General features: G+C 60.4%; 17 protein-coding genes and 1 pseudogene. 11 read left to right on the forward strand and 7 right to left on the reverse strand.

Features of this window, described 5'->3' with window-relative positions; genetic code table 11:
* Positions 1-36: 36 nt before the first annotated feature.
* The 7 genes from cheR (at position 37) to MHZ97_RS13805 (ending at position 6,863) form a co-directional block, all read left to right on the forward strand.
* Complete coding sequence (gene cheR, locus MHZ97_RS13775; RefSeq protein WP_103796138.1) at positions 37-909, forward strand: protein-glutamate O-methyltransferase CheR; 873 nt, start codon at positions 37-39, stop codon at positions 907-909.
* Positions 909-1,958: a chemotaxis response regulator protein-glutamate methylesterase gene (locus MHZ97_RS13780; RefSeq protein WP_239314909.1), complete on the forward strand. Its 1,050-nt coding sequence runs from the start codon at positions 909-911 to the stop codon at positions 1,956-1,958. Before cheR ends, MHZ97_RS13780 begins: the two co-directional genes overlap by 1 nt.
* A gap of 39 nt (positions 1,959-1,997) precedes the next feature.
* Entirely contained in the window at positions 1,998-2,387 is a 390-nt protein-coding gene (gene cheY, locus MHZ97_RS13785; RefSeq protein WP_033749727.1) for a chemotaxis response regulator CheY, read from the forward strand.
* A gap of 9 nt (positions 2,388-2,396) precedes the next feature.
* On the forward strand, positions 2,397-3,038 hold the full coding sequence (cheZ, locus tag MHZ97_RS13790) for a protein phosphatase CheZ (RefSeq protein WP_103796136.1): 642 nt from the start codon (positions 2,397-2,399) through the stop codon (positions 3,036-3,038).
* A 183-nt stretch (positions 3,039-3,221) separates the two neighbouring features.
* Positions 3,222-4,373: a flagellar biosynthesis protein FlhB gene (gene flhB / locus MHZ97_RS13795; protein WP_103796135.1), complete on the forward strand. Its 1,152-nt coding sequence runs from the start codon at positions 3,222-3,224 to the stop codon at positions 4,371-4,373.
* Entirely contained in the window at positions 4,366-6,459 is a 2,094-nt protein-coding gene (gene flhA, locus MHZ97_RS13800; protein WP_239314910.1) for a flagellar biosynthesis protein FlhA, read from the forward strand. The genes flhB and flhA overlap by 8 nt, the downstream gene beginning before the upstream one ends.
* Positions 6,459-6,863, forward strand: coding sequence for a flagellar protein FlhE (locus MHZ97_RS13805; protein ID WP_239314911.1), 405 nt, complete (start codon positions 6,459-6,461; stop codon positions 6,861-6,863). Before flhA ends, MHZ97_RS13805 begins: the two co-directional genes overlap by 1 nt.
* Positions 6,864-7,052: 189 nt before the next feature.
* On the opposite strand, the gene argS is transcribed toward MHZ97_RS13805, so the two are convergent.
* Together argS and MHZ97_RS22305 are read right to left on the reverse strand one after the other, a co-directional pair.
* The gene (gene argS / locus MHZ97_RS13810) at positions 7,053-8,783 is read right to left on the reverse strand and encodes an arginine--tRNA ligase (RefSeq protein WP_239314968.1); all 1,731 of its coding nucleotides are present in this window, start codon (positions 8,781-8,783) and stop codon (positions 7,053-7,055) included.
* 199 nt (positions 8,784-8,982) lie between these two features.
* A complete protein-coding gene (locus tag MHZ97_RS22305) occupies positions 8,983-9,105 on the reverse strand; it encodes a hypothetical protein (protein ID WP_255729570.1) in 123 nt (40 codons plus the stop codon).
* Between the two features lie 308 nt (positions 9,106-9,413).
* On the opposite strand from MHZ97_RS22305, the gene MHZ97_RS13815 reads away from it, so the two are divergent.
* Positions 9,414-9,980: a VOC family protein gene (locus MHZ97_RS13815; RefSeq protein ID WP_103796131.1), complete on the forward strand. Its 567-nt coding sequence runs from the start codon at positions 9,414-9,416 to the stop codon at positions 9,978-9,980.
* On the opposite strand, the gene MHZ97_RS13820 is transcribed toward MHZ97_RS13815, so the two are convergent.
* Positions 9,977-11,122 carry a MalY/PatB family protein gene (locus tag MHZ97_RS13820; protein WP_103796130.1) on the reverse strand — a complete coding sequence of 382 codons (1,146 nt, stop codon included), beginning with the start codon at positions 11,120-11,122 and terminating at the stop codon, positions 9,977-9,979. The two genes, MHZ97_RS13815 and MHZ97_RS13820, sit on opposite strands and share 4 nt — an antisense overlap.
* Positions 11,123-11,207: 85 nt before the next feature.
* On the opposite strand from MHZ97_RS13820, the gene cutC reads away from it, so the two are divergent.
* The 3 genes from cutC (at position 11,208) to MHZ97_RS13835 (ending at position 13,667) form a co-directional block, all read left to right on the forward strand.
* Positions 11,208-11,960 carry a copper homeostasis protein CutC gene (cutC, locus tag MHZ97_RS13825; RefSeq protein WP_103796129.1) on the forward strand — a complete coding sequence of 251 codons (753 nt, stop codon included), beginning with the start codon at positions 11,208-11,210 and terminating at the stop codon, positions 11,958-11,960.
* 167 nt (positions 11,961-12,127) lie between these two features.
* Positions 12,128-12,973, forward strand: coding sequence for a hypothetical protein (locus tag MHZ97_RS13830; RefSeq protein WP_103796084.1), 846 nt, complete (start codon positions 12,128-12,130; stop codon positions 12,971-12,973).
* Between the two features lie 67 nt (positions 12,974-13,040).
* Positions 13,041-13,667: a LysE family translocator gene (locus MHZ97_RS13835; RefSeq protein ID WP_239314912.1), complete on the forward strand. Its 627-nt coding sequence runs from the start codon at positions 13,041-13,043 to the stop codon at positions 13,665-13,667.
* A 2-nt stretch (positions 13,668-13,669) separates the two neighbouring features.
* Here MHZ97_RS13835 and cmoB read toward each other — a convergent pair whose 3' ends face one another.
* The 4 genes and pseudogenes from cmoB to MHZ97_RS13855 form a co-directional block, all read right to left on the reverse strand.
* The gene (gene cmoB, locus MHZ97_RS13840; RefSeq protein ID WP_239314913.1) at positions 13,670-14,638 is read right to left on the reverse strand and encodes a tRNA 5-methoxyuridine(34)/uridine 5-oxyacetic acid(34) synthase CmoB; all 969 of its coding nucleotides are present in this window, start codon (positions 14,636-14,638) and stop codon (positions 13,670-13,672) included.
* Positions 14,635-15,363: a carboxy-S-adenosyl-L-methionine synthase CmoA gene (gene cmoA / locus MHZ97_RS13845; protein ID WP_103796081.1), complete on the reverse strand. Its 729-nt coding sequence runs from the start codon at positions 15,361-15,363 to the stop codon at positions 14,635-14,637. Before cmoA ends, cmoB begins: the two co-directional genes overlap by 4 nt.
* An 80-nt stretch (positions 15,364-15,443) precedes the next feature.
* Positions 15,444-15,839, reverse strand: coding sequence for an MAPEG family protein (locus MHZ97_RS13850; RefSeq protein ID WP_103796080.1), 396 nt, complete (start codon positions 15,837-15,839; stop codon positions 15,444-15,446).
* Positions 15,840-15,861: 22 nt separating this feature from the next.
* A pseudogene (locus MHZ97_RS13855) lies at positions 15,862-16,203 on the reverse strand (hypothetical protein); the annotation flags it as partial.
* Positions 16,204-16,213 lie beyond the last annotated feature (10 nt).

A 16,213-nucleotide genomic window follows, 5' to 3' on the forward strand; every position in this document is an offset into this window, starting at 1 on the left:
ATTTAATCAGTGAAGTACAGTGCCAGGTGACCTGAAATGAAGAAATCGACGTTACTGGATCAAAACGAAGCGACAACGCTGCTCTCGCAGATGGTGCAGCGCCTGCCGCTCTCGGATACACACTTTCGTCGTATCAGCCAGCTGATCTATCAGCGCGCTGGCATTGTGCTGGCCGACCACAAGCGCGAAATGGTCTACAACCGACTGGTGCGCCGTCTGCGTACGCTGAACATTGATGACTTTGGCCGCTATCTGGCGCTGCTGGAGAACGACGTCAACAGCGCAGAGTGGCAGGCCTTTATCAACGCGCTGACCACCAACCTGACGGCGTTTTTCCGCGAGGCGCACCACTTCCCCATTCTGGCGGAACATGCGCGCAAGCGCGCGGGCAGCTTTAACGTCTGGTGTGCGGCGGCCTCAACCGGCGAAGAGCCTTACTCCATCGCTATGACGCTGGCGGAAACGCTCGGCACCGGGCCGGGCAAGTTTCAGGTTCACGCCAGCGATATCGACACCCAGGTGCTGGAGAAGGCGATTTCCGGCGTCTATCGCCAGGAAGAGCTGCGCACCCTGTCGCAGCAGCAGATGCAGCGCTTTTTCCTGCGCGGCACCGGCCCGCACAGCGGCATGGTGCGCGTGCGTCCGGAACTGGCGAACAGCGTTAACTTCGCCCAGCTCAACCTGCTGGCGAACGAGTGGGCGCTGCCGGGGCCGTTCGATGCAATCTTCTGCCGCAACGTAATGATCTATTTCGATAAAGAGACGCAGGAGAAAATTCTGCGCCGTTTTGTTCCCCTGCTGAAGCCGGGCGGACTGCTGTTTGCCGGTCATTCAGAGAACTTTAGTCAGATCAGCAAAGAGTTCTGGCTGCGTGGACAAACCGTCTATGGACTGACGAAGGAAAGATGATGAGCAAAATCACCGTAATGTGCGTGGATGATTCCGCGCTGATGCGCCAGTTGATGACCGAAATCATTAACAGTCATCCCGATATGGAGATGGTGGCTACGGCACCCGATCCGCTGGTCGCCCGCGATTTAATTAAACAGTATAACCCGCAGGTGCTGACGCTGGACGTGGAGATGCCACGTATGGATGGCCTCGACTTCCTGGAGAAGCTGATGCGTCTGCGCCCGATGCCGGTGGTGATGGTGTCGTCGCTGACCGGTAAAGGCTCGGAGATTACGCTGCGCGCGCTGGAGCTGGGGGCGGTGGATTTCGTCACCAAGCCGCAGCTCGGTATTCGCGAAGGGATGCTGGGCTACAGCCAGACGATCGCCGACAAGATCCGCGCGGCGGCGCGTGCGCAGCTGCACGCCCGTCCAGTGATGGCGGCGCCGGTGACCCTGAAGGCGGGTCCGCTGCTCAGCAGCGAAAAGCTGATTGCCATTGGCTCTTCGACCGGCGGCACCGAAGCGATTCGCCACGTGCTGCAGCCGCTGCCGCCGACCAGCCCGGCGCTGATGATCACTCAGCATATGCCGCCGGGCTTTACCAAATCTTTCGCCGATCGCCTTAACAAGCTCTGTCAGATCACCGTGAAAGAGGCGGAGGACGGCGAGCGCATCCTGCCCGGGCATGCCTATATCGCCCCTGGTGCGATGCATATGGAGCTGGCGCGCAGCGGTGCCAACTATGTGGTGAAACTGAATGAAGGGCCACCGGTAAACCGCCACAAGCCCTCGGTGGATGTGCTGTTCAGATCGGTGGCCGTCAATGCCGGACGAAATGCGGTGGGCGTCATCCTCACCGGCATGGGTAACGACGGCGCGGCGGGCATGCTGGAAATGCATCGCGCCGGCGCCTGGACTATCGCGCAGAGCGAAGCCTCCTGCGTGGTCTTTGGAATGCCGCGAGAAGCCATCGCCAGCGGCGGTGTGAGCGAAGTCGTGGATTTAGGCAACATCAGCCAGCATATGCTGGCAAAAATTAGCGCCGGACAGGCACTGCGTATTTAACAGGCCCGTCCTGCCGGGCGAGATAACACAGGAGTAATTATGGCTGATAAAAACATGCGCTTTTTGGTGGTGGACGACTTCAACACGATGCGTCGTATTGTGCGTAACCTGCTGAAAGAGCTGGGCTTCAATAACGTCGAAGAAGCGGAAGATGGCGTAGACGCCCTCGGCAAGCTGAAAGCGGGCGGTTTCGACTTCGTCATTTCTGACTGGAACATGCCGAACATGGATGGCCTGCAGCTGCTGCAGACCATTCGTGCGGACGCCGCGCTGGGCAAGCTGCCGGTACTGATGGTCACCGCTGAAGCGAAGAAAGAGAACATTATCGCCGCCGCGCAGGCGGGCGCCAGCGGCTACGTGGTGAAGCCATTCACCGCCGCCACGCTGGAAGAGAAATTAGGCAAGATCTTCGAAAAACTGGGCATGTAAGGAGATGTGATGAGCGACCTTCCGAAATCAACTGAGGATGCCTCGGCACACGATATCATTGCTCGCATTGGCTCTCTGACGCGCATGCTGCGCGACAGTCTGCGCGAGCTGGGGCTGGATAAAGCCATTGCCGATGCGGCTGAAGCCATTCCCGATGCCCGCGATCGTCTGGATTATGTGGTACAGATGACGGCGCAGGCTGCCGATCGTGCGCTGAACTGCGTCGAAGCGGCGCAGCCGCATCAGGATAAAATGGAAGCCGGGGCGACCCAGCTGAAAGGGCGTTGGGACCAATGGTTTGAGAACCCGATTGAGCTGGCCGATGCGCGAGAGTTGGTGACGGATACGCGCGAATTCCTCAGTGCAGTGCCAGAGCATACCGCCTTTACCAACAAGCAGCTGCTTGAAATTATGATGGCGCAGGATTTCCAGGACCTGACCGGTCAGGTGATCAAGCGCATGATGGATGTGATTCAGGAGATTGAGCGCCAGCTGTTGATGGTGCTGCTGGAGAACATGCCGGAAGTCAGCGCCGAGAAGCGTCAGGAGGGCACCAGCCTGCTGAACGGTCCGCAGATCCACGCCGATGCGCCGGGCGTGGTAGCGAACCAGGATCAGGTTGATGACCTGCTGGATAGCTTAGGGTTCTGACCCTGCGCCGCCGGCCGCCAGGCTGGCGGCATTCTGTTTTCAGCGGGACTGCCAGCCGGCGGTCCCGTTCCCCTTTGCCTGCTCATCCGCCAAAAAACGCCTGTTTTCTTCTTCTTATCTTCGCTTTAACCAAAGCCAAATTTGGCATTCTATGCTCAGAATTCCTACCCACAGAGGTTTGTCGTGGCTGAAGAGAGCGACGAGGACAAAACAGAATCGCCCACACCCCACCGACTTGAAAAAGCGCGTGAAGAGGGGCAGATCCCGCGTTCCCGCGAGCTGACGTCGGTGCTGATGCTGCTGGCCGGCCTGATGATCCTCTGGCTGGGCGGCACGCTGATGGCGCGCCAGCTGGCCGCGATGGTCGCTTCCGGGCTGCGCTTCGACCACAGCATGGTAAACGACAGCAAGCTGATTATCGGCCATATCAGCAGCCTGATCGGCCAGGCGGTGATGGCGCTGCTGCCGCTGATGGGCGGGCTGGTGCTGGTGGCGATCGCCGCGCCGATGCTGCTGGGCGGTATCGTCATCAGCGGCAAATCGATCAAGATGGACTTTAAAAAGCTCAATCCGCTGCCCGGCTTCGCCCGCATGTTCGCCGCGCAGGCCTGGACCGAACTGTTCAAGGGGATCCTGAAGGCGATTCTGGTGGGCTGCGTCGGCGGCTGGTACATCTGGTCGCACTGGCCGGAGATGCTGCGGCTGATCGCCCAGTCGCCGAGCAGTGCGCTGATGCACGGCCTGGGAATGGTCGCCGCCTGCTGCGCGCTGGTGATCCTCGGCCTGATCCCGATGGTGGGCTACGACGTGTTCTGGCAGCTCTACAGCTACTACAAAAAGCTGCGCATGTCGCGCCAGGAGATCCGCGACGAATTTAAACAGCAGGAAGGCGACCCGCACGTTAAAGGGCGCATTCGCCAGGCGATGCGCGCCGCCGCACGCCGCCGCATGATGTCTGACGTGCCCAAAGCGGACGTTATCGTGACCAACCCGACGCACTACTCGGTGGCGCTGCAGTACAACGAAAACAAGATGAGCGCGCCGAAAGTGGTGGCGAAGGGCGCAGGCGAGGTGGCGTTAAAAATCCGCGAAATCGCCGCAGAGCACCGCATTCCGCTGCTGGAGGCGCCGCCGCTGGCGCGCGCCCTCTACCGGCATACCGAAATTGGCCAGCAGATCCCCGGCGCGCTCTATGCGGCGGTGGCGGAAGTGCTGGCCTGGGTCTGGCAGCTGCGCCGCTGGAAGCGCGAAGGCGGCCTGATACCGAACAAACCGAAGAACCTGCCGGTCCCGGCAGAGATGGACTTTGCAGGAGAGAAGCGAAACGATGGCTAACCTGGCCGCAAAACTGCGTTTACCGAACAATCTGAAAGATACACAGTGGCAGGTGCTTGCCGGCCCCGTGTTGATCATGATGATCCTGTCGATGATGGTGCTGCCGTTGCCCGCCTTCATCCTCGATCTGCTGTTCACCTTTAATATCGCGCTCTCGATTATGGTGCTGCTGGTGGCGATGTTCACCCAGCGCACGCTGGAGTTCGCCGCCTTTCCCACCATTCTGCTCTTCTCGACGCTGCTGCGTCTGGCGCTGAACGTCGCCTCGACGCGTATCATCCTGATGGAAGGCCATACCGGCGCAGGCGCGGCGGGGCGGGTGGTCGAGGCGTTCGGCCACTTCCTCGTTGGCGGCAACTTCGCCATCGGTATCGTGGTGTTCGTTATCCTGGTGGTCATCAACTTTATGGTTATCACCAAGGGTGCGGGGCGTATCGCGGAAGTTGGCGCGCGCTTCGTGCTCGACGGCATGCCCGGTAAACAGATGGCGATCGACGCCGACCTTAACGCCGGTCTGATCGGCGAACAGGAGGCGAAAAAGCGCCGTACCGAGGTGAGCCAGGAGGCGGACTTCTACGGCTCGATGGATGGTGCCAGTAAGTTTGTGCGCGGCGACGCCATCGCCGGCATTCTTATTATGGTGATCAACATTATCGGCGGCCTGCTGGTGGGCGTGGTGCAGCACAGCATGGATATCGGTCATGCCGCTGAGACCTATACGCTGCTGACCATTGGTGACGGCCTGGTGGCGCAGATCCCGGCGCTGGTGATCTCCACCGCAGCGGGCGTAATCGTAACGCGCGTCGGCACCGATCAGGATGTCGGCGAGCAGATGGTGGGGCAGCTGTTTAAGAACCCGCGCGTTATGCTGCTGAGCGCCGGCGTGCTCGGCCTGCTGGGTCTGGTTCCGGGGATGCCGAACTTTGTGTTCCTGCTGTTTACCGGCGCGCTGCTCGGTCTGGCCTGGTGGATGCGCGGCCGCGAGATGGAGGGGCAGAAGAACCCGGAAGCGGCCAGCAGCACGATAATGAAAGCGGCCGATACCCCGGCCAATACCGAAGCCTCCTGGACCGACGTGCAGCTGGAGGACACGCTGGGCATGGAGGTCGGCTACCGCCTGATCCCGATGGTGGACAGCACCCAGAACGGCGAGCTGCTGGGCCGTATCCGCAGCATCCGTAAAAAGGTGGCGCAGGATGTCGGCTTTCTGCCGCCGGTGGTGCATATCCGCGACAATATGGAGCTGCCGCCTGCGCGCTACCGCATTCTGATGAAAGGGGTCGAGATCGGCAGCGGCGACGCCTATCCTGGCCGCTGGATGGCGATCAACCCCGGCACGGCGGCGGGCACGCTGCCGGGCGAGGCGACGGTGGATCCCGCTTTTGGCCTGGCGGCCATCTGGATCGACAGCGCGCTGAAAGAGCAGGCCCAGATCCAGGGCTATACCGTGGTGGAAGCGAGTACCGTGGTGGCGACCCACCTGAACCACCTGATTGGCCAGCACGCCAGCGAGCTATTTGGTCGTCAGGAGGCGCAGCAGCTGCTCGATCGCGTCACTCAGGAGATGCCGAAGCTGACGGAAGATCTGGTGCCGGGCGTTATCACCCTGACCACGCTGCACAAGGTGCTGCAGAACCTGCTTACCGAGCGCGTCTCTATCCGCGATATGCGCACCATTATTGAAACCCTGGCGGAGCACGCGCCGGTGCAGAGCGATCCACAGGAGCTGACCAGCGTGGTGCGCGTGGCGCTGGGCCGCGCCATTACGCAGCAGTGGTTCCCTGGCAATGACGAAGTGCAGGTGATCGGTCTGGATGCCACGCTGGAGCGTCTGCTGCTGCAGGCGCTGCAGGGCGGCGGCGGGCTGGAGCCGGGCCTGGCCGACCGACTGCTGGAGCAGGCGCAGGCCGCGCTGCAGCGTCAGGAGATGCTGGGCGCGCCGCCGGTGCTGCTGGTTAACCATCCGCTGCGAGCGCTGCTGGCGCGCTTCCTGCGCCGCAATCTGCCGCAGCTGGTGGTGCTCTCCAATATGGAGCTGACCGATAACCGTCATATCCGTATGACCTCTACCATCGGAGGCAAGTAATGCGTCGCTGGTGCTGGGGGCTGGCGCTGCTCTCGCTGACGGCACAGCCGCTTTACGCCGCCTCGGGCGCATGGCACGCCAGCGTCAGCGGCCCGCCGCTGAGCAATCGCGGCGGCTGGGTGACCTCAAAGCCGTTGCGCGCGCCGCCGGGCGCTACCGGCGCGGTGAGCCTGATTAGCTGGCGCTATCAGCTGACCGGTGCTGCGCCGTCAGGATTACAGGTGAAGCTGTGCGGCGCGCAGCGCTGCGCCTCGCTGGAGGGCGGCAGCGGCACCACGCGCGAGCTGGCCTCGCTGGACGCGGGCGAGACGCTGCATATGGTGTTCGGCGTAGCGGGCAAGGGGGCGCTGCCGCCGGGTCTGCGGGTGCTGAGCAGCGAAGTGATGGTGAATTATCAGAATTAAAAGCGGGGAAGGGGGAACCTGAAGCGCGCGCACAAGTTAACTGTACGGATAGTCTGGCCCGAAGAGCCAGGCGTCCCGCCGCGGGCCGAGCGCGTATGGATGCCTTGAGCGACGTTGCGATCGGGCCAGACTATCTGTCCCTGCACAAGCCGTAACAAAAAACCCCGCTTTGGCGGGGTTTTTTGTTTGTTACATACGCTCGACGGTTTTGATGCCGAGGGTATCCAGACCCTGCTTCAGCGTCTTCGCCGTCAGCGCGGCCAGCTGCAGGCGGCTCTGGCGCGTTGCCTCGTCCTCTGCGCTGAGAATCGGACAGTGCTCGTAGAAGCCGGAGAAAAGACCCGCCAGATCGTAAAGATAGGCGCACATTACGTGCGGCGTGCCGTCGCGCGCCACCTGGGTAATGGTCTCTTCGAACTGCAGCAGGCGCGTCGCCAGCTGCGCTTCGCGATCCTCGGTAATTGCCAGCGGCCCGTCGATGCTGTCGACGTCGACGCCCGCTTTACGGAACACAGAGAGCACGCGGGTATAGGCGTACTGCATATAGGGCGCCGTATTGCCCTCAAACGCCAGCATATTGTCCCAGTCGAAGATGTAATCGGTGGTGCGGCTCTTGGAGAGATCGGCATACTTCACCGCGCCGATACCGACCACTTCCGCCAGCTGCTGCAGCTCCGCTTCGCTCATTTCCGGGTTTTTCTCGCGCACCAGCGTCAGCGCGCGATCGTGCGCCTCTTCCAGCAGATCGGCGAGCTTGATGGTGCCGCCGCTGCGGGTTTTAAACGGACGGCCATCTTTGCCCAGCATCATGCCGAAGGCGTGATGTTCCAGCGGAACCGATTCCGGCACGTAGCCCGCTTTGCGGACGATAGTCCACGCCTGCTGCAGGTGCTGATGCTGGCGCGAATCGATGTAGTAGAGCACGCGATCGGCCTTCAGCGTCTCATAGCGATATTTGGCGCAGGCGATATCGGTGGTGGTGTAGAGGTAGCCGCCATCCTTCTTCTGAATGATGACCCCCATCGGTTCGCCTTCTTTATTTTTGAACTCGTCGAGGAACACCACGGTCGCGCCTTCGCTGGTCACCGCCAGCCCTTTGGCGCGCAGATCTTCAACGATGCCCGGCAGCATATCGTTATAGAGGCTCTCGCCCATGACATCTTTGCGCGTCAGCGTCACGTTCAGACGATCGTAGATCAGCTGATTCTGGCCCATGGTGATATCGACCAGCTTCTTCCACATAGTGCGGCAATATTCATCGCCGCCCTGCAGCTTGACCACATAGGCGCGCGCGCGCTCGGCGAAGGCTTCATCTTCGTCATAGGTGCGTTTCGCTTCGCGGTAGAAGGCTTCCAGATCGGCCAGCGCAATCGCCTCATGATGCTCGTTCTGCTGCTTTTCGAGGTAGGCGATCAGCATGCCGAACTGCGTGCCCCAGTCGCCTACGTGGTTGGCGCGGATAACGTTATGGCCGAGAAACGACAGGGTGCGCACCGCAGCGTCGCCGATAATGGTGGAGCGTACGTGGCCAACATGCATCTCTTTCGCCACGTTCGGCGCGGAGTAGTCGACGACAATGGTTTGCGGCTCAACGGTGGCAACGCCCAGACGCGGCTGCGTCAGCGCCAGCTTCGCCTGCGCGGCCAGCCAGTCGCGATCGAGGTAGATATTGATGAAGCCCGGCCCGGCGATCTCTACCTTGCTGGCGATGCCGTTCAGGTCAAGATGCGCAATCACGCTTTCAGCCAGCTGTCGCGGCGCCTGGCCCAGCTTTTTCGCGACGGCCATAATGCCGTTCGCCTGATAGTCCCCAAACTGAATCCTGGCGGACTGGCGAACCTGGGGTTCACAGTCGGCCGGCGCACCGGCTAAAATCATCGCCTGACTGACTTTTTCGGAAAGAAGAGCCTGAATATTCACCGCATTACCTTCATGTGCTAAAAGGCTCATCTGCCGCGCAGAGAGCCGTTGTCCTCACCCTGCCGACGCGCCCGCAGGCCGCGCAGAATGGAAAAAAGAAGAGGGGAAGTATACGTGAATTGTCGCGTTGCGTCAGCAGCCGCCGCGCAAGAGAGAGTGCGGGGAAACGGCGTGAGGCCGGTTTCCCGAAATAAAGCGATCAGCGACGGCGAAGATGGCGACGAGGATTTTTGACGCTTTTGTCTTCACGCACCTTCCAGTGGCGGGAAATTGCAAATCCCATCAGTGCGATCAGGACTGCGACAACAATGAGCATGAACATAGAGCCATTCCTTGTAGTTGTGTTAGGTCAAATTTATAAGAAAGGCGGTTTGGCTGCAATTGTTTGGCGGGCAAATAAGAGTTATCTTATTGTATTAATGAATATCATAAATATCAGTAAGTTAACTAACTTTCATCCAGCAACTACTGGACCTGAAGAGGGAATAAATCCGAATTAAAAGGGCAAATTACGTGGTTTTGCTGCAAAATTACGGCCAAATCGGATGATTCTTATCATTTTGCCCCGTTCAAAGCAGTGCTGACGGGGCTTTGCATTTGTTAAAAACCTTAAATAAACAGAGACGTTTTATGAGCTTAAACCCGGAATTCCCCTCTGAATTACAGGACTTAGAGAGAGATTTGGCGCGCTTCAGCGCGTCGCTGCAACAATTCGCTGAACGCCTCGGATTAAACTTAGCGGCCCTTGAGGCGGACCATATTGCGGTGCGTTGCCACCAGAACAGCACCGCCGAGCGCTGGAAGCAGGGACTGCTGAAAATCGGCACGCAATTCTCCGAAGCGATGATCAACGGGCGGCCAATCTGCCTGTTTAAGCTGCACCAGCCGCTGCGCCTCAACGGCTGGGCGCTGGACGTTATCGAGCTGCCCTGGCCGGGCGAAAAGCGCTATCGCCATGAGGGATTTGAGCATGTGGAAATTGTGCTGCGCGGCGATCATCAGACGCTGGGCGTGCGCGCCATGGCGCTGCTCAGCGACGACGCGCTGACGCAGCCGGGCATCTCTTTTAAGACCAGCTCGCCTAAGGGCGAAAATGAGCGGCTGCCCAATCCGACCCTGGCGGTCACCGACGGGCAGACCACGATAAAATTTCATCCGTGGCGACTGGAGGAGATTGTCGCCAGCGAGGCGGATTAAGCGCGCGCGTCCACGGCGGCGCGCAGCCGCGCGATCGCCTCTTCCAGCGTGGCGTGGGTGCAGCCAAAATTCATACGCACGAAGCGGTCGTCGCCGAAATCGCGACCGGGAGAGAAGCCTAATCCCCACTTCTCAAAATAGAGCGCCGGGCTGGCGACATCCAGCCCGCTGCAATCTATCCAGCCTAAATAGGTAGCCTCCGGGCTGGCCATTGACAACCCCGGCAGCGCGTTAACGGCGGCATGCAGCCGATTGCGGCTGACGCGCAGGTAGGCGAGCTGCGCCTCCAGCCACGCGTCGCCGCCGCGCCAGGCCGCCTCGGCGGCGACCAGCGCCAGAATATCGGCATCGGGCACGATGCCGTAGCGCGCCTGCTTAAAGCGCGCCCGCAGATCGGCGTTGGGGATAATCGCCAGCGACGCGCCGAGTCCGGCGATGTTAAAGCTCTTCGAAGGGGAAATCAGCGTGACGCTGCGCTGCGCGGCGTCTTCGCTCAGGCTGGCGAAGGGTATATGCCGTACGCCAGGCTCCAGCAGCAGATCGCAATGGATCTCATCGGAACAGACGATCAGATCGTGCTGGCGGGCAAAGGCGAGCTGCGCCTCCAGCTCGTCGCGGCGATAGACGGTGCCGCCGGGGTTTTGCGGGTTGCACAGCAGCAGCAGTTTCTCTTTACCGTTAAGCAGGGAAGGCGCCTGAGTGAGATCGACCACCCAGCGCCCCGACTGCAGCGTCAGCGGCAGGGCGATCTGCTCGCGCGCCGCCAGCTTCGCCGCGCCGCGAAACGGCGGATAGATAGGCGAAGGTGTAACAGAGCGCTCGTCGGGCGCGGTAAGCGCGCGCACCGTCAGATTCAGGCCGCACACCACGCCAGGCAGTACCACTATCCATTCCGGCTCTACTTTCCACTGGTAGCGTTGTTCGAAGCGCGCAATGGCGGCGTCGATCAATCCCGTCGGTCGGTCGCCGTAACCAAAAACACCATGTTCTGCGCGGGTTTTTATCGCGTCGATAACGCAATCAGGCGAGCGAAAATCGGTGTCCGCTACCCACAAAGGAAGGACGTCGCGGTCACTGTATTTGTTCCATTTGAGGCTATCGGTGTGACGACGGTCTATCCCTTGGTCAAAATTAAATGTCATGTGCTGGTTTCCACGTAAACTCAGTTTGTAGTCAGACTAACTTATCGCCCTGTGTCGAGCCAGACGTCATGTAAAGGAGGAATAGATGACCTTACTGGAAATTTGCTGCTACGGCGTCGATTGCGCGATGACGGCGCAGCAGGCCGGTGCCGACCGCGTTGAGCTGTGCGCCGGACCGCGCGAGGGCGGCCTGACGCCTTCGGCCGGCTCGCTGGAGGCAGCGCGCCGTGAAATATCGATTCCGGTTCATCCTATCGTCCGACCGCGCGGCGGTGATTTCTGCTACACCGCGCGGGAATTTGAGATAATGAAGTCCGACGTGGCGAGAATACGCGAGATGGGCTTTCCCGGCCTGGTGATCGGCATGCTTGATGAAGAGGCGCATATCGACCGCTCGCGCATGCGGCAGATTATGGCGCTGTGCGACGGGATGCAGGTGACCTTTCATCGCGCCTTCGATCTTTGCCACAGTCCGAATCGCGCGCTGGAGGAACTAACCGCGCTGGGGGTGGCGCGTATCCTGACATCTGGCCAGCAGCAGAGCGCGGAAAACGGAATTGCACTATTAAAGGAACTTAATGAACAGAGCGAAGGTCCAATCATTATGGCTGGTGCTGGCGTACGTTTGAGTAACCTGCAAAAGTTCCTGGATAGCGGACTTAGCGAGGTTCACAGCTCAGCCAGCCGCCTCGTGACGTCACCGATGCGTTATCGTAAAGCCGGTGTCTCCATGTGTTCCGAAGCCGAAATGGATGAGTTCAGCCGCTACTGCGTGGATAGCGATGTGGTGGAAGCCATGAAAAGCGTGATGCAGCTTAATACCGTCAGGGTAGCCTGAATCACCACAGATTTTGCCGCGCAGCACGCCTTATGACGTGATGTTTGCAAGTACCAAACCCCAGTTATCTTGCTGGGGTTCTTTTTGTCCGCACTATTTCAGCAGGCCGCGCCAGATGCCGCCAATAGGGTTACACTCAGGTTATTGAGATCTCTGGGAGTTACACCATGAAACGCTCTCTGATTACGGCGCTTGCTCTGGGTGCGCTCTGCCTCTCTCCCGCGCTGTGGGCCGCCACCTGCGGCCCGCACAGCAAAGCCGTCGCCAGCAGCAACAGCTGGATTATGCTGGGCGGCAGCGCGAAAGGCGCGGTGCGCCAGGTGATCGCCGGCGAGTTCGGTAAAGATGTCGATTCGCAAAAGCGGGTGCTGGGGCAGTTCGATCCCTGCGGCATCCTGCTGGTGGCGGACGTCTCCTTTGATAAAAAAGAGCACAACGTCGTTCTCAGCATGGAGCAGCATATTGCGCGGGTGCAGGGCGGCTGGGTGGCGGAGTACGCGTACCTGGTGAAGGTGCTGAAAGAGGGCAAAGAGCAGGTGATCGATAATCGGCAGGGCACCATCAGCTGGCTCACCGGTCGACACGGCAATATCGTCACCGCCTCCGATAAATTCACCAGCATGGGCAAAAGCGGCTTTACTGACACCACCTACCGCTATGACGCGCAGCTGCGGCTGACGAAAAGCGTCTCGCGCGGCACCGACGCGCTAACCAACGGCGAAAGCAGCTGGCGCTGGAACCCGCAGGGGCAGGTGATCAGCGCGGTGACGGCGCGCAGCAAGGACCGCTATACCTACGATAAAGATTTTCGCGAATGGCAGCTGCACGGCACGGCAACTACGCCGGTCAGTTCGCTGCGTTCGGTCGATGAGTGCCAGCTGTGGGATGAGGTGGGCAACTGCACCTTAAGCTATCTGCACGAAACGGAAGTGTTTGATAAAGGCACCATTGAGCGCCATCTCAGCGCCGCCTATAAATATCAGTACTGGGATCGTCCTGCGGAGGCGGAGTAGCGCGCAAAACAGCGCGCCCGCGTTAAAAATTTGTTAATGTAGGCGGCACCATATCAGGGAGATAATCATGACCGCCACGCTGCTCTTCTCGTTTTTATTCGCTATTACTATTTTGACGCTGACGCCCGGCTTCGATACCGCGCTGGTGCTACGCACCGCCGCCGCGCAGGGCTGGCGACGCGGCAGCGCGACGGCGCTGGGCATCAACCTCGGCTGTCTGGTGTGGGGCGTCGCGGTGGGATATGGTCTGGGCGCGCTGCTGCTGGCGTCTGAAATGGCCTATAACCTGCTGAAGTGGGCTGGCGCGGCCTATTTGCTCTGGCTGGGCGTCAGGCTGCTGCTCAATCCGCGCACGCAGCCGCAGGAAGAGGCGCCGAATGAAACCGCGCCGCAAAGTTATCTCAGCTGCTTTAACCGCGGCCTGTTCGGTAATTTACTTAACCCCAAAATGGGCGTGTTCTACGTTACCTTTCTGCCGCAGTTTATTCCGCCGGGGGCATCGGTGCCGCTCTGGTGCAGCCTGCTGGCACTGATGCATATTGCCATTGGGCTGCTGTGGAACGCTATCCTTATCGGCGGCAGCCACTACTTCGCCGCACACCTGCGCCGTCCGGCGGTGCTCAAGGTGATGGACCGCCTGACGGGCATGGTGTTTATCGGCTTTGCGGCGAAGCTGGCGCTTTCGCGCCGCTAGCCTCAGGGTTTGGTGGCGACCAGCACGGCGCGCAGCGGCGCCGGATAGCCTTCCACCGTTTTGCCGGCGTCCTGCGGATCGAGGAAGTCGGCCAGCGATTCGCTGGTCATCCAGCTGGTGCGGCGCTGCTCATCAGTGGAGGTGACCGCATAGTCGACGATCTTCACGTCAACAAAGCCGCACTTCTCCAGCCAGTTTTTCAGCGCCAGGGCCGAAGGAATAAAGTAGACGTTGCGCATCTGCGCGTAGCGTTCGCCCGGCACCAGCACGTCCCGCTCATCTCCCTCAATAACCAGCGTTTCCAGCACCAGCTCGCCGCCGCTGACCAGCTGATTTTTCAGCTGCAGCAGATGATCGAGCGGCGAACGGCGATGGTAGAGCACGCCCATGGAGAAAACGGTGTCGAACGCCTGCAGCGTCGGCAGCTGTTCTATGCCGAGCGGCAGCAGATGGGCGCGTCGATCGTCGCCCAGCAGCTTGCGCACCGCTTCGAACTGGCAGAGAAAGAGCTGCATTGGGTCGATACCGACCACCAGCTGCGCGCCTGCGCCAACCATACGCCACATGTGATAGCCGCTGCCGCAGCCGACGTCCAGCACGGTGCGGCCCGACAGCGACGAGATATGGGGCGCAACGCGCTGCCATTTCCAGTCGGAGCGCCACTCGGTATCGATCTCGGTGCCGTAGAGCGAGTAGGGGCCTTTACGCCAGGGCATCAGATTGCGCAGCAGCTTCTCAATGCCCTGACGCTGGCGATCGCTGAGGTCGTCGCGCTGCGCGCTGACGCTGTGCAGCAGGTCGAGCTGCTGCGGCTGCAGCAGCGGCAGATGCTCAACCGACTTCTCCCAGTTGCGAAACAGGCCATGCAGATTCTCTTTTTGCCAGGCGGCGATCTGCGCCGGCAGCACCTCCAGCCAGCTGGCGAGCGGACCGGTGGCTATTTGCTGATAAAAACGGCCAAACTCAATCATTTCAACGCCACCAGCGAGCCAAAGTTAAAGCACTGGAACCAGAGTTCCGCGTGAGAGAAGCCCGCCTGCTTCAGGCGCGCCTTGTGCGTCTCGACGCTGTCGGTCAGCATCACATTCTCCAGCATGCTGCGCTTCTGGCTGATCTCCAGCTCGCTGTAGCCGTTTGCGCGCTTGAAATCGTGGTGCATGTTGAACAGCAGCTCGCCTACCTCGGCGTCTTCGAAGCTGAACTTCTCCGACAGCACCAGCGCGCCGCCGGGCTTCAGGCCCTGCCAGATCTTCTCCAGCAGCTGCAGCCGCGCGGGAGGATCGAGAAACTGCAGCGTAAAGTTCAGCACCACCATCGAGGCGTTTTCGATGGCGATATCGCGGATATCGGCTTCGATGACGTTCACCGGCGTCTCGGCGCGAAAGGCGTCGATATGGCGGCGGCAGCGCTCAACCATCGCCGGTGAATTATCTACGGCAATGATGGTGCAGCCGGGCGCCTTGATATTGCGGCGAACCGAGAGCGTGGCGGCCCCCAGCGAGCAGCCCAGATCGTACACCTGGCTGTCGGGCGTGACGAAGCGCTCGGCGAGCATGCCGATCATGGAGATGATATTCGAGTAGCCGGGCACGGAGCGCTGAATCATATCGGGGAAGACTTCAGCCACGCGCTCGTCAAAGGTCCAGTCGCCCAGTTTATCGATGGGCGCGGAAAATAGCGTATCGCGGTCAGACATAGTAAATCCGGAAAGACAACGGAAAGGGCGCTATTCTGGCAGAAAGTGCGGCGGGCTGCACCCATTACGCCCGCAGCCGCTTAATGCAGCGTCAGCACCAGCTCCCAGGGCAGATAGATAAGGTTAAATACCGCCATGCCGCACAGCGCGAACAGCGTCAGCATCATGCCATATTTTCGTCCGGCGAGCGCGCTGCGGCGCAGCCCCTGCGCGTGAAGGAGACGGCCGACAAAAAAGATCAGGGCGGTGAGATGCACCATCCATATATCGGCGCCGTTCATCTCCATCATTACCAGCAGCAGCAGCGCCAGCGGAATGGTCTCAACCGCGTTGCCGTGAATGCGTATCGCCACGCGCAGATCGTGAAACCCGCCGTCGCCAAAGGCGACTCGATAGTGGCGGCGGAAGCGCACCACGTCCAGCGCGAACTTCATCACCATCAATACGCCCACTACCACATATAACGCGCTTACCATGCTTATCCTCTTTGATCGTCTGTCAGAACAGCGACGCCTGCTGCGGCCAGGCGGGGCCGCTGCCGATACCGGCGTCAATCGCCTGCAGCTGCGGCCATAAGCGCTGCACCAGCGGGAAGACCTGGCCCATATCGGGCGTATGAATAAAAAACAGCGTGTCGCCTTCCGCCTGCCATTGTGCCAGCTTTTCACGCCAGACCTGAAAAAAAACCTCGCTCTCGTCCACGTCGTCGCTGCCGATAAAGCGCACCATCGGCTGCTCGCCGGTGCGCACCGCGTGGGGCGGCACGCGCGGCTTTTGCTGGCGCGCGTGCAGGGCGGCGGGGCTTTGTGAGGTAGAGGCGTGCGCCGGACGGCTGTCTAAGAATTCAACC

This window comes from Pantoea sp. ACRSC, from assembly GCF_022346785.1.
Classification (GTDB): Bacteria; Pseudomonadota; Gammaproteobacteria; order Enterobacterales; family Enterobacteriaceae; genus Pantoea; species Pantoea alvi.